This is a genomic window from Hymenobacter aquaticus, assembly GCF_004765605.1.
Classification (GTDB): Bacteria; Bacteroidota; Bacteroidia; order Cytophagales; family Hymenobacteraceae; genus Hymenobacter; species Hymenobacter aquaticus.
The window spans coordinates 559,348-581,941 of the sequence record NZ_SRLC01000002.1; the positions used below are offsets into that span (position 1 = coordinate 559,348).

The following is a 22,594-nucleotide window of genomic DNA, read 5'->3' on the forward strand; positions in this document are numbered from 1 at the left end:
CGGGGCGGCCTCGTCGTCAGGGCTTCGGCGTTTCCGATGCTGCCGGCGTTGGTGGCGGCGGCGTTTCCGCTGGCGTAGTCGTCTGGGGAGCTGGCGCTGGCGTTGTTTCCGGCGTCGTGGTTTGGGGGGCCGGGGCTTCCGGGGTGGTCGTCGTTTCGGGCGTCGTGGGCGTGGCTGGGTCTGGGGCTGGGGCTGGGGCTTCCGGGGTCATGGGCTGTTGCGGGGTTGCCGGCGTCTCGGTTGCGGCGGGCGTTTTCGCGGCCTTGGGGGCTTTCGACTCTTTGGGCTCTTTCAGGGTCGGGCTGTTGCTGTCTTTCAGGCGAGACGGGCCATGCTTGCTCTTTTTGCCGCCGTTGGCCAGCACGAAGGAAAGCTCGGCGTAGCCATTGAAGCCGTAGGGGGTGCTCGAATCGAAGTAGGCCGACAAATCGTTGGAGCCTACCGTGAGGGGCCCCAGCCGCACCATCAGGCCGTAGGCCAGAGTCTGGTAGCCGTTGATCAGCGAAATCGGGGTGGCCACTTCCAGCCACTTGCTTTCCAGGCGCGGCGTGAGGGAGGCAAACGAGAAGCTGCGCATGCCGATGGCGTACTTGCCGCGCAAGCTCTGGCTAACGGAGGCATTGGCGTACAGCCATTTATACACGTGATAGTCCACATCCAGGTTGAGGGCCGTGGGCACGCCGGTCGTAAACTGGTTTTCGCGCTGCTGCTTTTCGGTGCGCAGAATCTTGTTGAGGCGCTGCTCGTAGTTGTCCTCGTCGATGCCCTCCAGGTCGGCTTCGCTCACGCCGGTTTTGGCCGTTTTAATGTTGTTGAAGGCCGTGGCGTTGTCCTTGTAGCGGATGTAGCCGATGTCGGTGATAGAAGCCGCCACCCGGAACAGGTACTTGTTGCGCGAGTAGTCGAGCCGGTCTACGCCCTTCTTATCAATGTAGCGGTACTGGCCCATGTTGGGCCGGAACTCGTACACCGCCCCCAGGTCGAGGCCCCAGCCGCCGCCGGTGCCCCCGCCGCCGCTGAGCCACTTCAGCGCCTGGTTCAGGTCCACGTCGTCGAAGGCGTCGGGGTTGGAGTAGCCAAAGGCCGCGTCCAGGGCGTTGATGCGCACGATGGTGTCGTTGGTGGCCGCTTTGTCGATAATCTCGTAGTCGGCCTGCTTGCTTTTCAAATAGGCCGAGCCGAAGCCGATGAAACGCTTGGCCGTGACGCCCGCTTTCAGGAAGTGCAGGCTCTTGTCGAGCAGCACGCGGCCGTAGGTCACGTCGTACTCCGAAAAGGCGTTCAGGTTCAGGTTGAAGGTGTTATCGGCCGAGCGGCCCTTCACCTTGAACTCGTCCACGGCGTTCTGAATCAGGTTTTCCGACACCGAGTTGCCCTGAATGGCCCCGCGCACCCGGGTGCTGAACGCCACGCTCTGGGTGGGGCTGATGCGCACCATCAGGCCCGGCCCGCGCACGTTCAGGCCGATGCTGAACAGCTTGGGCTTGTCACTCGGGCTGCGGGTCAGAAACTCCTTGCTCAGGTCCAGCGCGGCGCTGCTGTTCTGCGGGCTCCAGGGCCCGGTGTAGCGGTAAGCCGTGTTGGTGGCGTGCACGTCGAAGCCCACCAGCTGCAGCTGAAAGAAGTAGCGGTTGTCGACGATGTTGGCCGGGTTCCAGCTGGCGCCGCCCAGCCCGGAGTAGTTGCCCCGGGCGCTGTTAAAAAGTTGCTGGGCGGCCACGGTGCCCGGCAGCAGCGTGAGCAGCAGCCCCGCCAAACGAGAAGTAATCATGTAGTTGTGTTGCGTTAGGGTCAGCGGTTAGGGCGAAGGAAAGTGGCACGGCGCGGCAGAAGTACGATGCCGGGCGGGCGGCAAAAAGGCATGGCACCCGACCGGCATCGGCAGGAAAAACACGAAGGAAAGATCAGTATAAGGTGTTAATTGTAATTAAACCAATATTTTATATTGATACGGGTGGTTGACAACACCCAGGCAAAGCAATAGATAAAGACCTGATACCACTCTTCCGGCGCATAACCGAAGGAGGATAGTTTTCCATGCAAATTTACAATTGCGGGTAGGGGGCCGCAATACCTACTTCTGGGTATTGTGCGGTCCGGCGCAGCCTCCGCAAGTGGGCCCCGGCTGCATATTCCCGACCTCCGACGACGACGCCAGCTGCATCCTCGGGCCGGCCCGGCACCCCAACGGCGGCGAGGTGCTCGATTCCTGGACTTTTCGCTACCCGTAATAGAAAAGGCCCGGCGCAGCTACCTGCGTCGGGCCTTTCTGGCGTGCGTTAAGCCGCTTACCACTGGTAATTCAAGCTCAGGCCGTAGTTGCTCAGGCCGCCGGCCGGAGCCACGCGCACTTTCTGGTACCAAGGCTGGGGCAAAGCCAAGCCGGTGGCCTGGTCGTGCTTCACCTGGCTGCGGCCGTGCATCACCGCTATTTTGCCGAAGCCGTAGCCCAAGGCCAAGGCCAGCGGATAGTCGCTGGCCCAGTGCACGCCGTTGTTCAGCATGGCGTAGCTCAGCAGGCCCATCAGGGAGTAGCCCACGGGCCGCACGAAGCGGTATTCGGGGTAGTTTTCGGCAATAACCGTCACCGTGGCCATAGCCGTGCTCAGGTGGCCCGAGGGGTAGGCGTCGTAGTTGGGCACGTGCTGGCTGTAGGTTTTCTGGTTCGGAAACAGCCGGATTTTGCCCCGCGGGTAGGTCGTCGTGTACGGACTCTCGCGGCCGGTCATGTGCTTGAGCACCTGCACCACTAGGCCGTTGGTGTACACGGCTTCCATAATCTGGCTGGCCGTCTGCGAAGCCCGGTTGTCGCGCCCGAGCAGGCCGTACGCCCAGAAGCTGCCGGCAATGCTCAGGTGCGTCCAGCCGTCGCCCAGGAAGTACATGGCGCTGTTCAGGTTCGAGGGGTAGTTAAACTCCAGGTCGAGCTGCTTGCCGCTGCCGTAGCGCACGGGCACGTCGAACAAGGTGGTCTGGGTGCTGGCCGACGACAGGTGCATGTGGCGGCCCAACTGTTTGGCCCCGTCCAGAATCTGCTGGTCGAAGGCGTAGAGCAGCACCGTGCTGGCCACCACGCCCCCAATCATGGGCAGGTTTTTCTTCTGAAACGCAAACTTGGGGTAGGCCACCACGTCGCGCGGAATGTTGAGCAGAAACCGCAAGGGCTTGGGCCGCGCGTAGTGGTAGGTTTCGCCCGAGGGCATGGTATACTCGCTGCGGCGGGGCGCCCGGCCGGTGGTATCGGGCGCGGCCACCCGCCCCGAGTCCGGCGCGGCGACTTGGGCCGTAACTGGCTCAGTGGTAGCCCGGGCCTGCGCCGACGAAAGGCCCAGCGTCAGGCCGGCGGTAAGGAAAAGGATGCGGCTCAAAGAACCGGAAAGTAGCGGTAGACTCATTGGTACTGGATAATCGAACCGTAAAAGTAAGACAAAACCAGCGAAGCCCGAAGCCGGAACGGAAGATGATTCGAAGGTAAATATTTGCTGGTGAAGGGCTTCTAATACGCCGTGAGGATGATTTTCTCGTGAAGAAATGCGGCGAAAAACGGCCGGTTTTCGCCGGAAAATCCAGCGGCCGAAAACCCAATCCAGTAGTTTCTGTTGCTCTGCTGGGCCCCGCCTGCGGCAAACCACGCTGGCAACTGCCCCCTACTTTGCCACCCCGGCCCGGCGCCCGCCTCTTCCCCGCCCGATTCCGTATCTTAGGCTACTTCGTTTCCGCCATTCTTCCCGCCATGACCGTTTCTTCGGCCCCTGCCACCACCGCCACCTCGCCGGCCACCCTGGCTTCCTTGTTTACCCAGCAGCAGCTGCGGGCCCCGGCGCTGCGGCGCGAGTCGGCCGCGGAGCGGATCGGCCGCCTGCGCAAGCTCAGCCAGTGGATCGAGCAGAACCGCGCGGCCATTCAGCAGGCCCTCTACGCCGATTTTCGCAAGCCCACCGCCGAAACCGACGTGACCGAAATCTGGTCGTCGCAGGTCGAAATCAAGCACACCATCCAGCACCTGAAGCAGTGGATGCGCCCGCGCCGCGTGGGCACGCCCCTGTCGCTGGTGGGCACCACCTCGTGGGTGCAGGTCGAGCCCAAGGGTGTGTGCCTGATTGTGGCGCCCTGGAACTACCCGTTTTACCTGGCCATCGACCCGTTGGTGTCGGCTTTGGCGGCCGGCAACTGCTGCATGATCAAGCCCTCGGAAATGACGCCCGCCGTGGCCGCGCTGCTCAGCCGCATGGCCCAGGAGCTGTTCGACCCCGCCGAGGTGGCCGTGGTGGAAGGCGACAAGGATGTGGCCACCGCGCTGCTGGGCTTGCCCTTCAACCACATTTTCTTCACCGGCAGCCCGGCCATCGGCAAGGTGGTGATGCGCGCCGCCGCCGAGCACCTGACCAGCGTGACGCTGGAGCTGGGCGGCAAGTCGCCGGTGGTGGTCGATGCCACGGCCGACCTGCGCGACGCGGCCGAGAAAATCGTGTGGGGCAAATACATCAACGCCGGCCAGACCTGCGTGGCCCCCGACTACGTGCTGGTGCACGAAAGCGTGCAGGAGCAGCTGGTGCAGGAGCTGAGCCAGGCCATTACGCGCTTCTACGACCCGCAGCACGAGGGTATTGTCCACTCCGCCTCCTACGCCCGCATCGTGAACGGCCACCACTTCCGGCGGGTATCGGGCTTGCTCGAAGACGCCCAGCGCGCGGGCGCGCAGGTGGCCCTGGGCGGTATCGTGGATGGCAGCCAGAACTTTATCGAGCCCACGCTGCTGCTCAACGCGGCCCCCGACAGCCGCGTGATGCAGGAAGAAATCTTCGGGCCCCTGCTGCCCTTGCAGCCCTTTCGCACCCTGTCGGAAGCCGCCGACTTCGTGAATGCCCGGCCCCGGCCCCTGGCGCTGTACCTGTTTACCAAAAGTGCCGAAAACCAGCGCTACCTACTCCAAAACGTGTCGGCCGGGGGCTGCTGCGTCAACGAAACCATCCTGCACCTGGCCCACCCCGAGCTGCCCTTCGGCGGCGTGGGCAACAGCGGCATGGGCAAAGCGCACGGCCACTACGGCTTTCTGGCGTTTTCCAACGAAAAAGCCGTGCTCCGGCAGCGCACCGGCCGCACCGCCATCAAGCTGATGTACCCGCCCTACACGCCCAAAGTGCAGAAGCTGGTCGACTGGCTGATGCGGCTGTTGTAGGGCGCAGCAAGGCAAAAACGAGCTTTCGCCAAGGAGTGCCCGGCCGGCACTCCTTTTTCGTGGGTTGCTACCACCGGGTCGGTGGGGAATTAATAGGCGGCATGCCGACTATCTCGCGGAAATTAACGAACTTTTCAGGCCGCCGGCTGCCCACACCGGTCCGGCGCTCCGCCCGCTTTTCTCCCGCCCGTATGATTCTCTCCGCTGCCCACCATTCCACGCTGCAGGCCCTGGCCGATACCTTTATTCCGGGCTTCGCGGGCCGCCCCGAGCAGCCCGAGTTCTGGGCCCGGTCCGGCTCCGAAGGTATTGATCTGCAGAAAGTAGCTGAGGTGCTGAGCGCCCAGCCGCTCGGGGCGCAGCAGGAGTTTGAGAAGCTGCTGGGCTTGCTGGCCAACCCCATGCTGGGCCTCACCTGGTTTGGCCCCCTGAAGCCCTTCGTGCGCCTGGAGCCCGAGCAGCGCCAGCAGATGCTGCGCAGCTGGGCCCAGAGCAACCTGCCGCAGCTGCGCAAAGGCTTTCATGCCCTGCGCAAGCTGCTGGTGTTTCTCTACTACGGCTCGTCGGGGGCCGAGCAGGGCAACGGAGCCTGGGCGGCCATGGGCTACCCCGGCCCACTGCCCGATGCGGTGGTCGATACGCCCAAGCCCATCCGGACTTTGCAGCCCACCACCGACACCACCTACGACTGCGACGTGCTGGTGATTGGCAGCGGGGCCGGCGGCGGGGTGGTGGCCGGCGAAATGGCCGCCGCCGGCTACGACGTGCTGGTGGTGGAAAAAGGCCCCTACTGCCACGGCTGCGACTTTACCCAGCGCGAAGTGGATATGCTGGGCAAGCTCTACGACGCCAAAGGAGCCCTGACCACCCAGAATGGGGGCGTGGCGTTGCTGGCCGGCAGCTGCCTGGGCGGCGGTACCACCGTCAACTGGGCCGGCTCGTTCCGCACGCCCGACTACGTGCTCGAAGAATGGGCCCGGGAGCATCAGGTGCCGCATTTTACCTCCCAGGAGTTCAGGTACAGCCTCGACGCCGTAGCCCAGGCCTTGAGCGTGAATACCAGCTACACGCGCCACAACGGGCAAAACCAGGCGCTGTGGGACGGCTCGACCAAGCTGGGGCAGGAAGTCAAGCTGATTCCGCGCAACGAAAAGGGCCTGACCGACTCCGACCAGCATTTCCAGGGCCTGGGCTACACCACCATGGGCGACCGGTACGGCATCAAGCAGGGCACGCTGAACACGTATCTGCTGCAAGCCTTCCAGCACGGCGCCCGGATTCTGGCCGACACGCGCATCGACCGGGTGACGGTGCAAGCGGGCGTGGCCACCGGGGCCGAAGGCGTGCACACCACCGCCGACGGCCGGCCGGTGCAGATTAGCGTGCGGGCCAAGCGCGTAGTCGTGGCCGGGGGCGCCATCCAGACGCCGGCCCTGCTGCTGCGCAGCGGCCTGCGGCACCCCCACCTGGGCCAGCACCTGCATCTGCACCCCACCGTGGCGGTTTCGGGCGTGTATCCGCACCGCATCGACCCCTGGCATGGCCCGAGCATGTCGGTGGTAAACGACAGTTTTACGCGCCTGAACGGCACCAACTTCGGGGCCAAGCTCGAAACCCCGCCCGCCCACGCCGGCCTGATGGCCATGGTGCTGCCCTGGCTGTCGGGCGAGCAGCACAAGCAGATGATGCTCGACGCGGCCCACCTGGGCAGCTTCATCGTGCTGACCCGCGACCGGGACGGGGGCCGCGTCAGCATCGACAAGCACGGCGCGGCCCTGATTGACTACGTGCTCAGCGACTTCGACCGGGCCAGCATGCTGCGGGGCGTGCGGGCGGCGGCCGAAATTCACGTGGCGGCCGGGGCCAGCAAGGTGTATCTGCCCCACGGTACCCTGCCCACCCTGCACGCCGCCAACGGCACGCTGCTCAACCCCGAAGTACTCGACCAGCTGCCGTATCTGGGCTGGAAGCCCAACCAGTTCAGCCTTTACAGCGCCCACCAGATGAGCACCTGCCGCATGGGCGGCGACGCGGCCACGCACCCGCTGAAACCCAGCGGGGAAACCTACGAGGTGCGCAACCTGTTCGTGGCCGACGGCTCGGCGTTTCCGGCTTGCAGCGGGGTCAATCCGATGCTGACCATTATGGCCCTGGCCCACCACACGGCCCAGGAAATGAAGGCCGGCAGCGCCACCGTCAGCCTGACCACCAACCGGATGGCGACCAGCCGGTAATGCTGGCCGGGAGCAGTGCGAGTCACATTTTCCGGCCAGCATAACCGCTGGGTACGGTTTTCGCGTATGCAAGCGCAAGTCATTTTTCCGCGTCCGTACCTATGCTGTTTTCCCGCTCCCTGCTTGTTCTTGGCGTGCTTAGCACCGTCACGTTTGGTTGTGCCCGCCGCCAGAAGGCGGATATTCCGGAAGCCAAATCGGTGACGGTGGCCCCGGCGGCCGTGCCCAAAGCAGCCGCCCGCGACCTGACCGACGTGATGACCGACGAGCTGCGCCTGCTGCCCGACCAGCAAACCAAGGTGCGCGCCATCCTGAACGGCACGGTGGAAAAAGTGAACGAGGCCCGCCAGCGCAATGCCGGCAACCAAACGGCCCTGATGACGGATCTGAAGGCCATCAACGCCGACTCGGAAGGCCAGCTGAAAGCCGTGCTGACGCCCACGCAATACAAGCAGTACCAGGCCAAAAAGCGCCAGATGCAGGCCCAGATGCAGGCCCGCCGCTCCACTAAGTAATAAGGTAAAGCGCGGCTCAGCGCACCTTCGCCCTGCGCAGCACCCTACTGAACAGCCCCGGCACGAAGCGCTTCAGGTACACGCCCAGCGTTTCGCGGCCCCCGATGTACACCTCCTGCCGCCGCCGGGCAATGGCGCGTACGGCCTCCCGGGCCAGCTTTTCGGGCGCGAGCCCGCGGGCTGTGGCCTCGTCCATGGTGCGCTGCGGGCTGCCATCCGCCGTCAGGGCATTGATGGAAACGCCCGTGCGAATAAAGCCCGGGCAGATAATGGTGATGCCCACGCCGGTTTGCCAGATTTCGGCCCGCAGCGAGTCGAAAAAGCCGTGCAGGGCGTGCTTGGAAGCGGCGTAGGCGCTGCGGTAGGGCGAGCCGAACTTGCCCACCAGGCTACTGACCACCACGATTTGCCCGTGACCTTGCCCGATAAGGTGGGGCAGCACCGCCTGGGTCAGGGCCACCGTACCGAAATAATTCACCTCCATCAGCTGCCGATGCACGGCGAGGCTGGTTTCCAGGGCCAGGGAGCGTTGACTCAGGCCGCCGTTGTTGATGAGCACGTCGAGGCGGCCGTAGTGGGCCAGCACCTGGGCCGCCAGGGTCGGGAAGTCGGCGCGGCCGGCCAGGTCCAGGGGCAGAATCAGCACTTCGGCCGGGGCGCAGGCGGCCCGCACCCGCTCCAGCTCGGGCACGTTGCGGGCCGATAAGACCAGCCGGGCGCCGGCGCGGGCAAATTCCTTGGCCAGGGCCTCGCCAATGCCGGATGAAGCGCCGGTAATCCAGATAACGTGGTGGGCAAAGGACATGGCGGCGTAGTAGGGTAGGAGTAGAATACGGGCTTAAGATAGAAGGGAAACAAGGGCGGAAAGCATTCTGCTACAATCAACTTTCGCTATATTACTGGAAGCCCAGGCAACCTTTGGCGCTTGCCGGCCATCTATCCGCACGTTGCTGCCCGGCCAAGCTGGGTCGGTAATGAAAAAATAACGGGCTTCACTTTGCTTTTTCAGGGAATATGCGCTACTTTGTATTGCATGCTACTTGGTGACGCATGTTAGGGCAATGGATGTATGATACAGCTGCGGAATATCCGGAAAACCTATGAGGTGGGCACCAACCGGCTGGAAGTGCTCAAGGGCATCGACATGCACATTCGGGAGGGCGAGCTGGTGAGCATCATGGGCTCGTCGGGCTCGGGCAAAAGCACGCTGCTCAACATTCTGGGCATCCTCGACGACTTCGACCAGGGCGACTACACCCTGGCCGGCACCCGCATCGACCGGAGTTTGTCGCAGACCCGGGCCGCGCAGTACCGCAATCAGTTTCTGGGCTTCGTGTTTCAGTCGTTTAACCTGCTGAACTTCAAGAATGCGCTGGAAAACGTGGCTTTGCCGCTGTATTACCAGAAAGTGAGCCGGCGCGAGCGAAACCGGCTGGCCCTGGAATACCTCGACCGGGTGGGCCTGGCCGACCGCGCCGACCACCTGCCCAGCGAGCTGAGCGGCGGGCAGCGGCAGCGCGTAGCCATTGCCCGCGCCCTGATCAGCCAGCCCAAGCTGATCTTGGCCGACGAGCCCACCGGCGCCCTCGACACCCACACTACGCAGGAGGTGATGGACATTTTCAAGGCCGTGAACAAGGAAGGCATGACGGTCGTCATCGTGACCCACGAAAACGACATTGCCGAGCAGACCCAGCGCCTGATCCGCATTCGGGACGGGCTGATTGTGAAGGACTAGATGGTGAGATGGTGAAGTTGTGAGTTTGTGGTTTTGCCTGGGGCATTCAGAGCCGAATATGGCCACTCATTCCGCCGCATTTCGCACATTTTTCACATTCCAACCACATCAGCACATTTCTCACATTTCCCACATTTCCCACATTCCCCACATTAACAACTCATGTTTGACCTCGACAAATGGCAGGAAATCCTGGGGACGATGCGCCGCAACAAGCTGCGCACGTTCCTGACGGCTTTCGGCGTGTTCTGGGGTATCTTCATGCTGGTGCTGCTGCTGGGCGCGGGCAAGGGCATGGAAAACGGCATTTGGAAAGAGTTTGGCGGCGGGGCCATGAACAGCCTGTTCGTGAGTGCGGGCAAAACCTCGTTGCCGTGGCAGGGCCTGCAGCCGGGCCGGGAGCTGAAGTTCACCAACGACGACCTGGAAGCCATTCGCCAGCAGGTAGATGGGGTGGAGCTGCTGGCCGCGCGCAACCGGCTGTTTGGCGAGTACACCATCGTGAACAAAACCAAAAACGGCTCCTACCAGGTGTTTGGGGCCAATGCCGAGTTTTTCCAGCTCAACGGCGAAACCCTCACCCAGGGCCGCCTGCTGAGCCCCCTCGACGGCATGGAGCGGCGCAAGGTGATGATTATGGGCGAAAAGGTGCGCAAGGTGCTTTTCGGCGACGCGCCGGCCATCGGGCAGTACGTGCAGGTGAAAGGCGTGTTTTTCAAGGTGGTCGGCATCTTCACCACCACCCAGAACAACGGCCGCAACGAGGAGCGGGCCTTCGTGCCGTTCAGCACCTTCCAGACCACCTTCAACCAGTACAACCAGGTGCAGCGCATCGGCATCAGCAGCACCAAGGGCACGCCCGTGAAGCAGCTCGAAGACCAGGTCCGCACGTTGCTGGCCCGCCGCCACCAGTTCGACCCGGCCGACAAGCAGGCCCTGGAGCTGGACAACAACGAGGAAGAAGTGAAGCGCTTCGAGGGCCTGTTTACCGGTATCAAGCTGTTCGTGAGCGTCATCGGGGTGCTGACGCTGGTGGCCGGGGTGGTGGGCGTGAGCAACATCATGCTCATCATCGTGCAGGAGCGGACCCGGGAAATTGGGGTGCGCAAGGCCCTGGGCGCCACGCCCTGGAGCATCATCAGCATGATCGTGCAGGAGTCGGTGGTCATCACCAGCTTCTCGGGCTACCTGGGGCTGCTTTTTGGCGTGGCTTTGCTGGACTTCGTGCGCTACCTGCTCGAAAAAGCCGGCGGCACCACCTCCTACTTCGACCACCCCGAGGTGAACCTGGGCGTGGCCGTGAGTGCCACTTTATTGCTGGTCATATCCGGGGCCGTGGCGGGCCTGATTCCGGCCATGAAAGCGGCCAACGTGAAACCGATTGAAGCCCTGCGGGCCGAATGATTTAGAAACTAGTTCCCCTCCTTTTTTCAAGGAGGGGTTAGGGGTGGTTAGCTAAGGCTAAAAAGTTTAGAGCTAGTAAACGACCCAATGGCCCAACGATTGAACCACCCCGCCCTTCGGGCACCCCTCCTTGAAAAAAGGAGGGGAATTGAAAACTAACTGACTACCCATGTTTGACCTCGACAAATGGAGCGAAATCTGGAGCACGGTGCGGCGGCACAAGCTGCGCACGGGGCTCACCGCGTTTGGCGTGTTCTGGGGCATATTCATGCTGGTCGTGCTGCTGGGCGCGGGCAAGGGCTTCCGCAATGGGGTCGAAAAGGAGTTTGACGTGGCCAAAAACGCCGTGTTCGTCTGGACCCAGCGCACGAGCGTGCCCTACGCCGACCTGAAGGTGGGCCGCTTCATCCAGTTTACCAACGATGACGTGGCCGCCCTGCTGCGCGAGGTGCCCGAGGCGGCCGTGGTGCTGCCCCGCAGCTCCCTCGACGGGGCCTTCACGGTGCAGTACGGCCCCAAAAGCTCGGCCTTCACGGTGAATGGCGAATACCCCGGCTACCCCGCCGTGAAGGCCCTGCACCTCACGGCCGGCCGCTTTATCAACGACGTCGACATCGACGAGCGGCGCAAGGTGGCCATCATCGGCGACCGGGTGGCCGAGGTGCTGTTCGGCACCGACAACCCGCTGGGCCAGGAAATCCGCATCAAGGGCATCTTCTTCCGGGTGGTGGGCTTGTTCAAGGCCGAGGGTAAGCCCGAAAATGCCCAGCAGGACGCCCAGACCATCATGATTCCGCTCACGGCCCTGCAAGTCACCTTCAACCAGGTGAACAAGGTGGGCTACTTCGCCTTTATTCCCAAGCCCGGCATTCCGGCCGCCGTGGTCGAAACCAAGGTGAAGCAGCTGCTGGCCCGGCAGCACAAAGTGGCCCCCACCGACGACCGGGCGTTTGGCTCGGCCAACGTGGAGGAGGAATACGCGCGGGTGCAGGGCCTGTTCACCGGTATTTCGGGCTTTAGCTGGCTGGTCAGCATCGGCACCATCCTGGCCGGCATCATTGGGGTCAGCAACATTATGCTCATCGTGGTGAAGGAGCGCACCAAGGAAATCGGCATCCGCAAGGCCCTGGGCGCTACTCCCGGGAGCATCATCAGCCTGATTGTGCAGGAAAGCATCGTTATTACGGCCGCCGCCGGCCTGGTCGGGCTGCTGTTTGGCACGGCTCTTATGGCCGGCATCAACTCGCTCATTGCGGGCCAGGACGTGGGCTTTTTCGCCAATCCGCAGGTCGATATCGGCGTGGCCCTTACGGCCGTGGTGCTGCTGGTGGTGGCCGGCGGCGTGGCGGGCCTCGTGCCAGCCGCCATTGCCGCCCGCGTGCAGCCCGTGGTGGCTCTTAAGGATGAATAAGCGGTGATTTAGAGACTTAGTGACTTAGTGACTTAGTGAGTTTGATGTTCGGCTTGCGCCACTTGGACGACAACTCACCTAAGTCGCTAAGCCACCAACTCACTAAATCACCAACTCACTAAATCACACTGGCTATGAACAACCAAGCACTGCCCGATGAAGCTGTCGACGTGGAGCCGCTCACGGCTCCGGCGCGTCCCTCCCACGAGTATCAGGCGCCATATCAGGCGCCCAAACCACCGTTGATTACTATGAAGCGAATTTTCCTCGGCATCCTGGTGCTGCTGTTGCTGGCCGGGTTTGGCTGGCTGGCCAACTATTTCTGGAAGCAGGCCCACACCGACCCCATCACCTACAAAACCGAAACGCCCTTCCTGACCGACATCGTGAAGAAAACCGTGGCCACGGGCAGCATCGTGCCCCGGCGCGAGGTCCAGATCAAGCCCCAGGTGTCGGGTATCGTGGAAGAGCTGTTCGTGGAAGCCGGGGAGCCCATCAAGGAAGGCCAGCTCATTGCCCGCATCCGCACGGTGGCCAACGCGGCCAACGTGAACAACGCCCAGAACCAGATTCAGGCGGCCCGCGTGGCCCTGGAAACGGCCCAGACCGAGCTAAACCGGCAGCGGCCTTTGTTTGAGCAGAAGGTCATTGCCGAGCAGGAATACAACCGCCTGCTGGCCGACGTGCGCGCCAAAAAGCAGGCCCTGAACGCCGCCGAAAACGACCTGCAGATTGCCCAGCGCGGCGCCTCCCGTAACACCGGCGGGGCCTCCAATACCGTCCGCTCCACCATTACCGGCCTCGTGCTCGACGTGCCCATCAAGGTCGGCTCGTCGGTGGTGGAACGCAACAACTTCAACGAAGGCACCACCATTGCCGCCATTGCCGACATGAAAAGCCTGGTGTTTGAGGGCAAAGTCGACGAGAGCGAAGTGGGCAAGGTGCGCGAAGGCATGGACCTGAACCTGACCGTGGGCGCGCTGGAAGGCGAGAATTTCCCGGCCACCCTCGAATACATTGCCCCCAAGGGCATCACCGAGGAAGGCGCCATCAAGTTTCAGGTGCGGGCCAATGTGCGCCTCAAGCCCGGGCAGTTCCTGAGGGCTGGCTACTCGGCCAACGGCGACATCGTGCTGGGCCGCCGCAAGCAGGTGCTGGCCATCCGGGAGAGCCTGCTGCAGTTCGGTAAAATCAACAAGGATAGCGTGTTCGTGGAAGTGCAGACCGCGCCCCAGCAGTTTCAGAAGCGCCTGATCAAGACCGGGCTGTCGGATGGCATCAACGTGGAAGTGCTGTCGGGCCTGAAAAAGGACGACCAGATAAAGGTGCTGGGCCCGCCGGCGGAAGGCGAGAAGAAGGGGTAGCAGTTCGCACAGCTAATCGGACAACGCCCAAACGGCCCAACCCTGCGCGGGGTGGGCCGTTTGCTGTTTACGTTTAATCTTTTTCTAATCATGCGCCCCCAGCCCTACACCCTGCATTTCAACCCCAAGCTCAGCCTCAACGCCGCCGGCAAGCACGTGCGCGACGGCTTGTCCACGGTGCTCCAGACCGGCGACAACCTCTGGGTGAGCTGCGACGAGCGCACCAGCATCGAGCGGCTGCGGCGCACCGGGCCCCACGAGTTCGGGCAGCACACCTGCTACCAGCTCGCCGATCTGCTCGACCTGCCCGCCGACGAAGCCAGGGAAATCGACATTGAGGGCCTCGCCGAGGCCGACCACTACCTCTGGCTTATCGGCTCCCACAGCCTCAAGCGCAAAAAGCCCGACCACGAGCACGAAGACGTGGTCAAGCAGCTGGGCAAGCTGGCCAAAATTGAAACCGACCCCAACCGCTACTTGCTGGCCCGTATTCCGCTGATCTTAAATGAGAAAACTGGCGACTACGAGCTCTGCAAAACAGCGCCGCACCCCACCAAAGCCACCGAAACCCTGCGGGCCGCCCAGCTCCACGGCAGCACCGAAACCAACGAGCTGATGGACCTGCTGGCCGACGACCCGCACCTGAAGCCCTTTATGAAGCTGCCCGGCAAAGACAACGGCTTCGACATCGAGGGCCTGGCCGCTACTCCCGACGGCCGGCTGTTTGTGGGTCTGCGCGGGCCGGTGCTGCGCGGCTGGGCCGTGGTGCTGGAGCTGCTGCCCGAGCTCGACAAGCACGGCCGGCTGCGGCTGGGCAAAATCGGGGGCGAGCAGAAGTACTACAAAAAGCATTTCCTGGCGCTGGGCGGCATGGGCCTGCGCGAGCTGCGCCAGCAGGGCCAAGATCTGTATCTGCTGGCTGGCCCCACCATGGACCTCGACGGCACCATTGCGGTGTACTGCTGGCCCAACGCCCTGCGCCAGGAAACCGACAGCCTGATTGGGCCCGATAAAATCAAACGGCTGTTCGACGTGCCGCACGGCCACGGCCCCACCGCCGGCCAAGACCGGGCCGAGGGCATGGGCCTACTCGACGACCGGCACCTGCTCTTCGTATTCGACAGCCCGAGCGACGCCCGCAAGCCCGCCGCCCACCAGGTGCGGGCCGATGCCTACCGCCTGCCCGCCTAACCCGGCGCGGGTCTGGGCCCTTTCCCCGTTCTTTACGCCTCTCTTTACCACCGCCCCACACCCCACGTATGGCTGCCAAATTGCTCCAAACCCCGGAAACCACCTACCGCATCCATTTTCAGGACTGCGACATGCTGGGCCACCTCAACAACGCCCGCTACCTCGACTATTTCCTCAACGCCCGCGAAGACCACACCACCGAGCACTACGCCCTGAACCTGGGCCAGATGGCGCAGCAGCAGGGCGCCGGCTGGGTGATTACCAAGCACCACATTGCCTACCTGCGCCCCGCCAACCACGGCGAAACCGTGCGCATCCGCACCCAGCTCATCAACTTCGACAACTCCAACCTGGTGGTCGAGATGCAGATGCTCAGCGAGGACGGGCAGCGCCTGAAGTCGGTGCTGTGGTCGGAAATGGCCTTCGTGCGGGTGGCCACCGCCACCCGCACCGACCACACCGACGAGCTGATGGACCTGCTCGACCAGCTCGACGTGGAAGACGTGAGCTACGACCCCGACGGCTTCGACGACCGGGTGAAGCGCCTGCGCAAGCAGCTCAAGCGCGACCGGGCCGGCTCCGACGAGTAACCCCGCTTCCCGATTCCCGTACTACCAAAGCCGGTTCTGCCCAGCGCGAACCGGCTTTTTCGTTCTCTTCCTACCCCCCAACCTAAACAACCTACCCCATGAGCATCTTTGGCAGTGATAAACTAAAAGGCAAGAAAATAGCCATTGTGGCCACCGACGGTTTCGAGCAGTCGGAGCTGGAGTCGCCCAAAAAATACCTGGAAGGCGAAGGCGCCGAAACCCACGTTATTTCCCTGAAAAGCGGCTCCATCAAGGGCTGGGACGAGAAAGACTGGGGCAATAAAGTCGACGTGGATAAAACCATCGACGAAGTCAGCGTGGGCGACTACGACGCGCTGGTGCTGCCCGGCGGGCAGATGAACCCCGACGTGCTGCGTACCGAAAAGAAGGTGGTAGACTTCGCCGCCGAGTTTATGCGCTCCGGTAAAGTAGTGGCCGCCATCTGCCACGGCCCCTGGACGCTGATTGAAACCGGTCTGGTCCACGGCAAGAAAATGACCAGCTGGCCCAGCCTGAAAACCGACCTCACCAACGCCGGCGCTCAGTGGGAAGACAGTGAAGTAGTAGTCGATAAAGGCCTCATCACCAGTCGCAACCCCAACGACCTGCCGGCCTTCAACAAGAAAATCGTGGAGGAAATTCTGGAGGGCAAGCACGCGCCCCGCTCGTAATTTGCGCTGAACCCTCGCCCATAAAAAAGCCCCGACCAGCAACCTGGTCGGGGCTTTTTTGTAGCCTTGCGTGAGCAGTCTGGCTTATAAGTCGACGGCCATTTTGATGTCGCCGCGCTTGTACATGACGGTTCCCAGGGGAATTTCCCGGAAGCCCAGCTTGCCGTACACATGCAGGGCAGGCAGCAGGGTGCGGTTGGATACCAGCTCGACGCGCTTGACGCCCATCGTGCGGGCCCGGTCCAGAATGGCTTTGCACAACGTATAGCCAATGCCGCGGCCCTGCATCTGGTCGGTAACAGCCATTTTGGCCAGCTTCCAGTTGCCGTCGGGGTTGTAAAGCAAGGCACCGGTTCCGACTATCGAGCCCTGGGCGCGGGCCAGCAGAATAAAGCCGCCGGGGTCAAGAATGTGCGTTTGTGGGTCGCCCAGCGTGATGTGGTCGGCGGGCTCCAACTCGAAGTAGCGCGTTATCCATTCCTCATTGAGGCGGCGGAAGTCGGGTTGGTACTGGGGCGCGTAGTCAATGATGTCGATATCGGCGGCAGCGGTAGTCTGGTTGTTCATGCGGCAAAGATGCCGGGAGTAGCGTTACGGCTGCACCAAAGCCAGCAGCGCGGCGGCGAAGCGGTGGTACATCAGGTAGAACCCCAGGTCGAAGAAAAGCAGAAAGCCACCCTGCAGCCACAACGACCGGCCGAAGCCCAGCAGGCGTTCGGGCCGCTTACCGGCCACCAACCCGCGGGTGCGCAGCCAGCTGCCCGTCACCAGGTAGGCCACGTCGAGGCCCACGTTCAGCAGCAGGATTTTCTCGAAGTCGAACTGGGCCGAGAGGCTGGCGGCCAGCGTGAGGCCGGCCACCTGGCCCGGGTGGGCCCGCAGAATGCCCACCACGGCCAGCACGGCATTCACGAAGTTCCAGCCCACGTTCATCTGGTGGAAGTAGTGGGCTTCGGTGCGCGGGTCGGTGCGGGCCACCCGGTAGCCGCTCACCAGCAGGTTCAGCAGGGCCCAGGTGCCGAGCACGGCCATGCCCTGCTCGGCCAGCAGCTCCCGGCTATGGTTGAGGGCCGGCAGCAGGGTGGCCGGAGCACTGGCGAGTAGCGTTGGTAGCGGCATAAGACAAATGAAAGGCTACGGCACAAAAAAAGGAAGCCCCGCGAGGCTTCCTTTTTCAGAAGAGGTATCCGGGTCGGCTACTGGGTGAAGCCAATGCCTACGTACACCTGGAAGTTGCTGTTTTTGATGTCGCTCAGGGCTTTGTTGCCCGTCGTAGCCAGGTTCTGATCCTTGATGATGTTGGCAAAGCCAGCGTTGTAGCGGGCCCCAACGCGGGCCGGGCCTACGCGGGCCTCGGCGCCCACGGCCAGACCGTAGTCGAAGCTGGTGTAGCTGTAGCCATAAACGCCGCCGTCATCGGCAATTTTCCGCTCTTTGCCGTCTTCCACCACTTTCGTCAGCAGCGAAACCTGGGGTCCGGCGTGGATGCTCACGTTGTCCAGAATGTTGAACACCATCAGCACGGGCACTTGCAGGTAGTCCAGGCGCCGCTCTTTCACGGTGCTGGTGCTGGTGGCGGTACCGGTTGTGGTAGTTTTGGTAGAGTTGCCCTCGAAGCCCTGGCGGCTGTAGAGCAGCTCGGGCTGGATGGACAGCCGGTTATTGAAGCCATACTGGCCGTAGATACCGGCGTGGAACGACTTGTAGTTGGAGCCGTCGGTGAAGTTCTTCTTGTCGTCGCCATACACGTCCGACAGGTTGAAGCCGCCTTTAATCCCGAAGCCGGTGTTGCGCGAGTCGGTGGTGCCGGTGCCGTAGTCGGTAGAGGAGCGGAGCCCGACGGGGCCGTTGGTGTCTTTGGTATTCTGGGCAAAGGCCGTCAGGCTGCCGAGCGAAAGCGCGAGGAGTACGGTGATTTTTTTCATGGGAGCAGGGAAAGTCTGGTGTGGGAGCAAGTGCCGGCCTTGGGAAAATGCAGGCCGGCATTTGTATGCGACTATACTTGCCCGCCGAAAGCAAGGTTGCGCCCGAGTGCTATTCCCCGGAAATATTTCTGCCGCGCGTAGTTGGATCAATCAGGGAAGCCCGTATCTTTGGCGCTTTCCGGCCGCCGCCAGAGTGTTTATTGGGATATTAGCTCAGTTGGTTCAGAGCACTACCTCGACAAGGTAGGGGTCATTGGTTCGAGCCCAATATGTCCCACCAAACGCCTTCAATACCCGCCCTTACCCGGCGGGTATTGCTGTTTCTGGCCTTTTCCTTCCGCTATGCTCTCTGTTGCCTGGGCGCCGCTCTACGCCCACCCGCTGCCCGAAAACCACCGGTTTCCCATGCTCAAGTACGAGCTGCTGCCCGAGCAGCTGCTGCGGGAAGGCATTATCACGGAAGCCGACCTGTTTGAGCCTCGGCCCCTGGCGGAAACCGAGATTCTGCGCACCCACGACGCGGAATATTACCGCCGCCTGGTGGCCGGACAGCTTACGCGCCAGGAAGAGCGGGCCACCGGCTTTCCGTGGTCCGAGCAGCTGATCCGGCGCGAAGTCACGATTCTGGATGGCACCGTGGAATGTGCCCGCCGGGCCCTGCTGCACGGCATTGCCCTGAATATTGCCGGCGGCACCCACCACGCCTTTGCCGACCGGGGCGAGGGGTTCTGCCTGCTCAACGACCAGGCCGTGGCCGCCAACTACCTGCTGGCCCACGCGCCCGGCGTCCGCACCATCTTGATTGTGGACCTCGACGTGCACCAGGGCAACGGCACGGCGGCCTTGTTCCAACACGAGCCGCGGGTGTTCACCTTCAGCATGCACGGGGCCCGCAACTACCCGCACCGCAAGGAGCAGTCGGACCTGGACCTGCCCCTGGCCGACGGCACCGACGACGCGGCCTACCTGCAGCTGCTGGCCGCCACGCTGCCCCGCCTGCTCGACGAGGTGCAGCCCGATTTCGTGTTCTACCTGGCCGGCGTCGACGTGCTGGCTACCGACAAGCTGGGCCACCTGAGCCTCACGCGCGAAGGGTGCCGCCGCCGCGACGAGCTGGTGCTGCGCCTGTGCCGGCAGCACGCCCTGCCCGTGGTAGTGTGCATGGGCGGTGGCTACTCGGTGCGCATCGCCGACATTGTAGAAGCCCACGCCAACACGTTCCGGCTGGCGGCTGAGCTGTTTGGCTGAGAAAAGCGCCTGGAAACCTAGAAAATAACCTGCCAGCGGAACGCCCAGCACCAGCGCAGCGTGTACCGCTCGATGCCGGCGGCGGCCAGAATAGCCTGCCACTCGCGCCGCGTAAAGGCCCGGGCCACCGACAGCGGCGCGTCGTTCTGCACCAGGTACGAGCCCCGAAACAGCCGGGTGAGCCACTTGATGCTGTAGTAGGCCAGGGGCTGGCGGTGCAAGTCGTTGATGATAACCCCGACCTGGGCCTGCCCGTGCAGCTGCCGCAGCAGAACGGCCAGCGCCTCGCTGGAAAAATGGTGGCAGAACAGGCTGCACGTAATAACGTCGAAGCGCTGCCGCCGAAACTCGGCCGAGAAAATATCCTGCTGGGCAAAGCTGATTTCGGGAAAGCCGGCGGCTTTTTCGGCCGCGTACGAAATCATAAAAGCGTTGGCGTCGACGCCCACCAGCTCGGCCGGCACGCGGTGGCGGCGGGTCCAGGCGGCAATGTGACGCAGGGTGTCGCCGCCGCCGCTGCCTAGGTCGGCCAGGCGCAGGGCACGGCCCGGCGGGAAGCGGGGTTGCAGCCGGCGCAGGCCACCGAGTACCACCCGGTAGCCGCCCAGCCAGGTGTTGATGGTTTCCAGCTCGTCGAGGTTTTGCCGCAGGGCGTCGGAGGCCAACGATAGGTCGTCCATCAGCTCCTCTTCCGTGGCGCGGCGGCTTAAATCGGGCATGGCGGCGGCAGGTTAGGCAAGATGCACCTGAAGCAGCATGGCCTCCAGCGTCAGGCCCGGCCCGAAGGCAAAGCTCAGCACCGGCGCCCCGGCCTCGGCAGCGGTGAAGGAGGCCAGCAGGTCGCGCAGCACAAACAGCACCGTGGCCGACGACATGTTGCCGTAGTCGCGCAGCACGTTGTAGGCGAAGCGGTTGTCGTGGGTGGTCAGGCCCAGCTCCTGCTCAATGGTTTCCAGGATTTTCCGCCCGCCCGGATGAATGGCAAAGGCGTGAATGTCCTTGAGCTTAACCGGCAGCTTGCGCAGCAGCCCGTCGGTAAGCTGCCGGATGCCTTTCTGAATCATTTTCGGCACGTACGACGACAAGGTCATTTCAAACCCGAAGTCGTTGATGTGCCAGGCCATGTCGGCGCGGCCGTCGGGCTCCAGCTCGCAGTGAAAGGCTTCCAGGCTCAGACTGTAGCCGCTTGTGGCCGGCTGGGCCTGCACCAGCGCCGCCGCCGAGCCGTCGCCGAACAGGGCATTGGATACCAGGTGGTCTTCCTCCTTGTTTTTCTGGAAGTGAATGGTGCACAGCTCGGTACACACCAGCAGCACCTTAGCCGTGGGGTCGGCCAGGCAGAACGCCTGGGCCAGCTTCAGGGCGTTGAAGGCCGCGTAGCAGCCCATAAAGTTGACGCAGGTGCGGCGCACGTCCGTCCGCAGCCCCAGCTTTTCAACCAGCTCAATGTCGAGGCCCGGGGCGTACATGCCCGTACAGCTCACCGTAATCAGGTGGGTGATGTCGGCCACCGTCACGTCGGGCTGCTGCTGCAGGCAGTTGCGCACGGCCTCCACCGAGAGCGGCAGCGCGTACTGCCGGTACGCCGTCATGCGCTGCCCCACGGTGGGAAAGGGTTCCAGGTCGGGGGTGTTGGGAAAAAATTCGAACGAGCCGTTGGCCCGGCCGTAGTCGGCCAGCACGGAGTAGCGCTGGGCAATGCCCGTGACGCGGTACAGGGCCCGCAGCTTGCGGGTTTCGGCCGCGTCGAGCTGAAGGCCCTCGGCCATGAAGGTGGCAATCTGGGGTTGCGGAATACGGTGGGGCGGGGTAGCGGTGCCAATGGCACAGAGGTAGCTCGTCATTGCTGGCAGTATACGGAATTACCGGTGGTTCGGCTTAGCGGGGCAACAAACTAATTGGCGGGCTGTTCGGCCCCAAAGGGCGCGCCGTGGGTGCGCCGCATCAGGGCCCGCACGCCACCCGGCCAGTGCCGCATGCCGCCCACCACCACTTCGCTCAGCAGGGGCCGGCCAAACAAGCGCTGCACGGCCCGGCCCACCCACAGGCGGGGCCCGAAGTGCTGCTGCCAGTCGTGGGCGTAGGCCGTTTCCAGGGCCGGGCGCGCCACCTGCCCGCGCAAAAACCGGTCGATGTGGACGGCGGCCCGCTCGGCCCCGTGGATGGCCATGGCCATGCCGTTGCCGCAGAGCGGGGTAATCAGGCCGGCCGCGTCGCCGCACATCAGCACGTGGCTTTCCACCGGGTTTTTGGGGGCGAAGGATATTTCATTGATAACCTCGGGCTGGTCGTAGAGAAACTCCGCCTCGCGCAGCACGGCCCGCAGGTAAGGGTTCTGGGCCAGCACCTGCCGCTCCATTTCCGCAATGGTGCCGTGGGCTTTCAGGTTCTGGCGGGTGGTGAGGTAGCAGAAGCAGTACTTACCGTCCTCAATGGCCGACAGCCCCGCGTAGCCATCGGCGAAGTTGTGCAGGGCAATGGTGTCGCGCGGGAAGTCGAGGCGCAGGTGGTATTTGACGCCGACGTAGGGGGAGCGTTGCTGAAAAAACTCCCGCTGCAGCTGCCGGTCGAGGTTGGCGCGCTTGCCGTAGGCCCCCAGCACCACGCGGGCCGTCAGTTGCCGCCCGTCGGTGAGCTGTACCGTGTGCCGCTGGGCCGTTTCGTCGAACGTTACCTCGCTTACCGTCGCGCCCTGGTGCACGGCCACGCCCCGGGCTTCGGCCGCCTGGCACAGGAAATAGTCCAGCGCGTAGCGGCTCACCCCGAAGCCGCCCAGGTCGAGGGGGCAGGCCAGGGTGCGGCCGGCCGGCGAGCTGAGCGTGAAGCGCGAAATGGCCGCCGGCCCCAGCGGGGCGGGGTCGACGCCGAGGCGGCGCAGGTAGGGCAGCACCTCGTTGGAAACGTACTCGCCGCACACTTTATGAAACGGATAGTGCTTGCGCTCCACCAGGGCTACGGCGTAGCCGCGCTGCCGCAAATCGAGGGCTGCGGTGAGTCCGCCCAGGCCGCCGCCAATAATGAGAACGTCCAACTTAATTCGGGTAGTAACTGGGTGAGAAAGAGAGAAGAAACAAATCTTTTATCCGCGCGTAGTTATATTTCATAACTCTAATGAATATTCCGT

Annotated in this window: 20 protein-coding genes and 1 tRNA gene; 12 read left to right on the forward strand and 9 right to left on the reverse strand. The window is 63.2% G+C overall.

The features are described 5' to 3' along the window. Window positions 1-16: 16 nt before the first annotated feature. Window positions 17-1,771 (reverse strand): DUF5723 family protein, encoded by a 1,755-nt coding sequence (locus E5K00_RS22965; RefSeq protein ID WP_210114326.1) that lies wholly within the window; start codon window positions 1,769-1,771, stop codon window positions 17-19. Between the two features lie 517 nt (window positions 1,772-2,288). After that, window positions 2,289-3,368, reverse strand: coding sequence for a phosphatase PAP2 family protein (locus tag E5K00_RS15160; protein WP_167856913.1), 1,080 nt, complete (start codon window positions 3,366-3,368; stop codon window positions 2,289-2,291). A 365-nt stretch (window positions 3,369-3,733) separates the two neighbouring features. Here E5K00_RS15160 and E5K00_RS15165 point away from each other — a divergent pair, with 365 nt between their 5' ends. The 3 genes from E5K00_RS15165 to E5K00_RS15175 all read left to right on the forward strand — a co-directional run bounded on the left by E5K00_RS15165 (window position 3,734) and on the right by E5K00_RS15175 (window position 7,928). Next, window positions 3,734-5,179: an aldehyde dehydrogenase family protein gene (locus E5K00_RS15165; RefSeq protein ID WP_135464162.1), complete on the forward strand. Its 1,446-nt coding sequence runs from the start codon at window positions 3,734-3,736 to the stop codon at window positions 5,177-5,179. A gap of 191 nt (window positions 5,180-5,370) precedes the next feature. Beyond that, window positions 5,371-7,413 carry an FAD-dependent oxidoreductase gene (locus E5K00_RS15170; protein WP_167856914.1) on the forward strand — a complete coding sequence of 681 codons (2,043 nt, stop codon included), beginning with the start codon at window positions 5,371-5,373 and terminating at the stop codon, window positions 7,411-7,413. Between the two features lie 101 nt (window positions 7,414-7,514). Further along, window positions 7,515-7,928, forward strand: coding sequence for a hypothetical protein (locus tag E5K00_RS15175; RefSeq protein WP_135464164.1), 414 nt, complete (start codon window positions 7,515-7,517; stop codon window positions 7,926-7,928). 16 nt (window positions 7,929-7,944) lie between these two features. On the opposite strand, the gene E5K00_RS15180 is transcribed toward E5K00_RS15175, so the two are convergent. Next, a complete protein-coding gene (locus E5K00_RS15180) occupies window positions 7,945-8,733 on the reverse strand; it encodes an SDR family oxidoreductase (protein ID WP_135464165.1) in 789 nt (262 codons plus the stop codon). 264 nt (window positions 8,734-8,997) lie between these two features. Between E5K00_RS15180 and E5K00_RS15185 the strand changes: the two genes are divergently transcribed. The 7 genes from E5K00_RS15185 (at window position 8,998) to E5K00_RS15215 (ending at window position 16,297) form a co-directional block, all read left to right on the forward strand. Next, window positions 8,998-9,666 carry an ABC transporter ATP-binding protein gene (locus E5K00_RS15185; RefSeq protein WP_135464166.1) on the forward strand — a complete coding sequence of 223 codons (669 nt, stop codon included), beginning with the start codon at window positions 8,998-9,000 and terminating at the stop codon, window positions 9,664-9,666. 162 nt (window positions 9,667-9,828) lie between these two features. Then, window positions 9,829-11,070 carry an ABC transporter permease gene (locus E5K00_RS15190; protein WP_135464167.1) on the forward strand — a complete coding sequence of 414 codons (1,242 nt, stop codon included), beginning with the start codon at window positions 9,829-9,831 and terminating at the stop codon, window positions 11,068-11,070. Between the two features lie 169 nt (window positions 11,071-11,239). Continuing rightward, window positions 11,240-12,481, forward strand: coding sequence for an ABC transporter permease (locus E5K00_RS15195; protein ID WP_135464168.1), 1,242 nt, complete (start codon window positions 11,240-11,242; stop codon window positions 12,479-12,481). 134 nt (window positions 12,482-12,615) lie between these two features. Next, window positions 12,616-13,845 (forward strand): efflux RND transporter periplasmic adaptor subunit, encoded by a 1,230-nt coding sequence (locus E5K00_RS15200; RefSeq protein WP_245328308.1) that lies wholly within the window; start codon window positions 12,616-12,618, stop codon window positions 13,843-13,845. Window positions 13,846-13,935: 90 nt separating this feature from the next. After that, complete coding sequence (locus E5K00_RS15205; RefSeq protein ID WP_135464170.1) at window positions 13,936-15,036, forward strand: DUF3616 domain-containing protein; 1,101 nt, start codon at window positions 13,936-13,938, stop codon at window positions 15,034-15,036. Between the two features lie 68 nt (window positions 15,037-15,104). Then, the gene (locus tag E5K00_RS15210) at window positions 15,105-15,626 is read left to right on the forward strand and encodes an acyl-CoA thioesterase (protein ID WP_135464171.1); all 522 of its coding nucleotides are present in this window, start codon (window positions 15,105-15,107) and stop codon (window positions 15,624-15,626) included. A gap of 98 nt (window positions 15,627-15,724) precedes the next feature. Next, on the forward strand, window positions 15,725-16,297 hold the full coding sequence (locus E5K00_RS15215) for a type 1 glutamine amidotransferase domain-containing protein (RefSeq protein ID WP_135464172.1): 573 nt from the start codon (window positions 15,725-15,727) through the stop codon (window positions 16,295-16,297). Between the two features lie 84 nt (window positions 16,298-16,381). Here E5K00_RS15215 and E5K00_RS15220 read toward each other — a convergent pair whose 3' ends face one another. The 3 genes from E5K00_RS15220 to E5K00_RS15230 all read right to left on the reverse strand — a co-directional run bounded on the left by E5K00_RS15220 (window position 16,382) and on the right by E5K00_RS15230 (window position 18,222). After that, complete coding sequence (locus E5K00_RS15220) at window positions 16,382-16,864, reverse strand: GNAT family N-acetyltransferase (protein ID WP_135464173.1); 483 nt, start codon at window positions 16,862-16,864, stop codon at window positions 16,382-16,384. 24 nt (window positions 16,865-16,888) lie between these two features. After that, window positions 16,889-17,416 (reverse strand): DUF6992 family protein, encoded by a 528-nt coding sequence (locus E5K00_RS15225; RefSeq protein WP_135464174.1) that lies wholly within the window; start codon window positions 17,414-17,416, stop codon window positions 16,889-16,891. A 77-nt stretch (window positions 17,417-17,493) separates the two neighbouring features. After that, complete coding sequence (locus E5K00_RS15230; protein WP_135464175.1) at window positions 17,494-18,222, reverse strand: porin family protein; 729 nt, start codon at window positions 18,220-18,222, stop codon at window positions 17,494-17,496. A 202-nt stretch (window positions 18,223-18,424) separates the two neighbouring features. On the opposite strand from E5K00_RS15230, the gene E5K00_RS15235 reads away from it, so the two are divergent. Continuing rightward, window positions 18,425-18,502: transfer RNA gene (locus E5K00_RS15235), tRNA-Val, on the forward strand. A 62-nt stretch (window positions 18,503-18,564) separates the two neighbouring features. Beyond that, the gene (locus E5K00_RS15240) at window positions 18,565-19,470 is read left to right on the forward strand and encodes a histone deacetylase family protein (RefSeq protein ID WP_135464176.1); all 906 of its coding nucleotides are present in this window, start codon (window positions 18,565-18,567) and stop codon (window positions 19,468-19,470) included. Window positions 19,471-19,487: 17 nt separating this feature from the next. Here E5K00_RS15240 and E5K00_RS15245 read toward each other — a convergent pair whose 3' ends face one another. From E5K00_RS15245 to E5K00_RS15255, 3 genes are read right to left on the reverse strand one after another with little or no spacing between them, the layout of a single operon-like run. Next, window positions 19,488-20,189, reverse strand: coding sequence for a methyltransferase domain-containing protein (locus tag E5K00_RS15245; RefSeq protein ID WP_135464177.1), 702 nt, complete (start codon window positions 20,187-20,189; stop codon window positions 19,488-19,490). A 12-nt stretch (window positions 20,190-20,201) separates the two neighbouring features. Continuing rightward, entirely contained in the window at window positions 20,202-21,314 is a 1,113-nt protein-coding gene (locus tag E5K00_RS15250; protein ID WP_135464178.1) for a type III polyketide synthase, read from the reverse strand. A gap of 50 nt (window positions 21,315-21,364) precedes the next feature. Next, window positions 21,365-22,501, reverse strand: a complete 1,137-nt coding sequence (locus E5K00_RS15255) for an NAD(P)/FAD-dependent oxidoreductase (RefSeq protein WP_135464179.1) — start codon at window positions 22,499-22,501, stop codon at window positions 21,365-21,367. Between the last annotated feature and the right edge of the window lie 93 nt (window positions 22,502-22,594).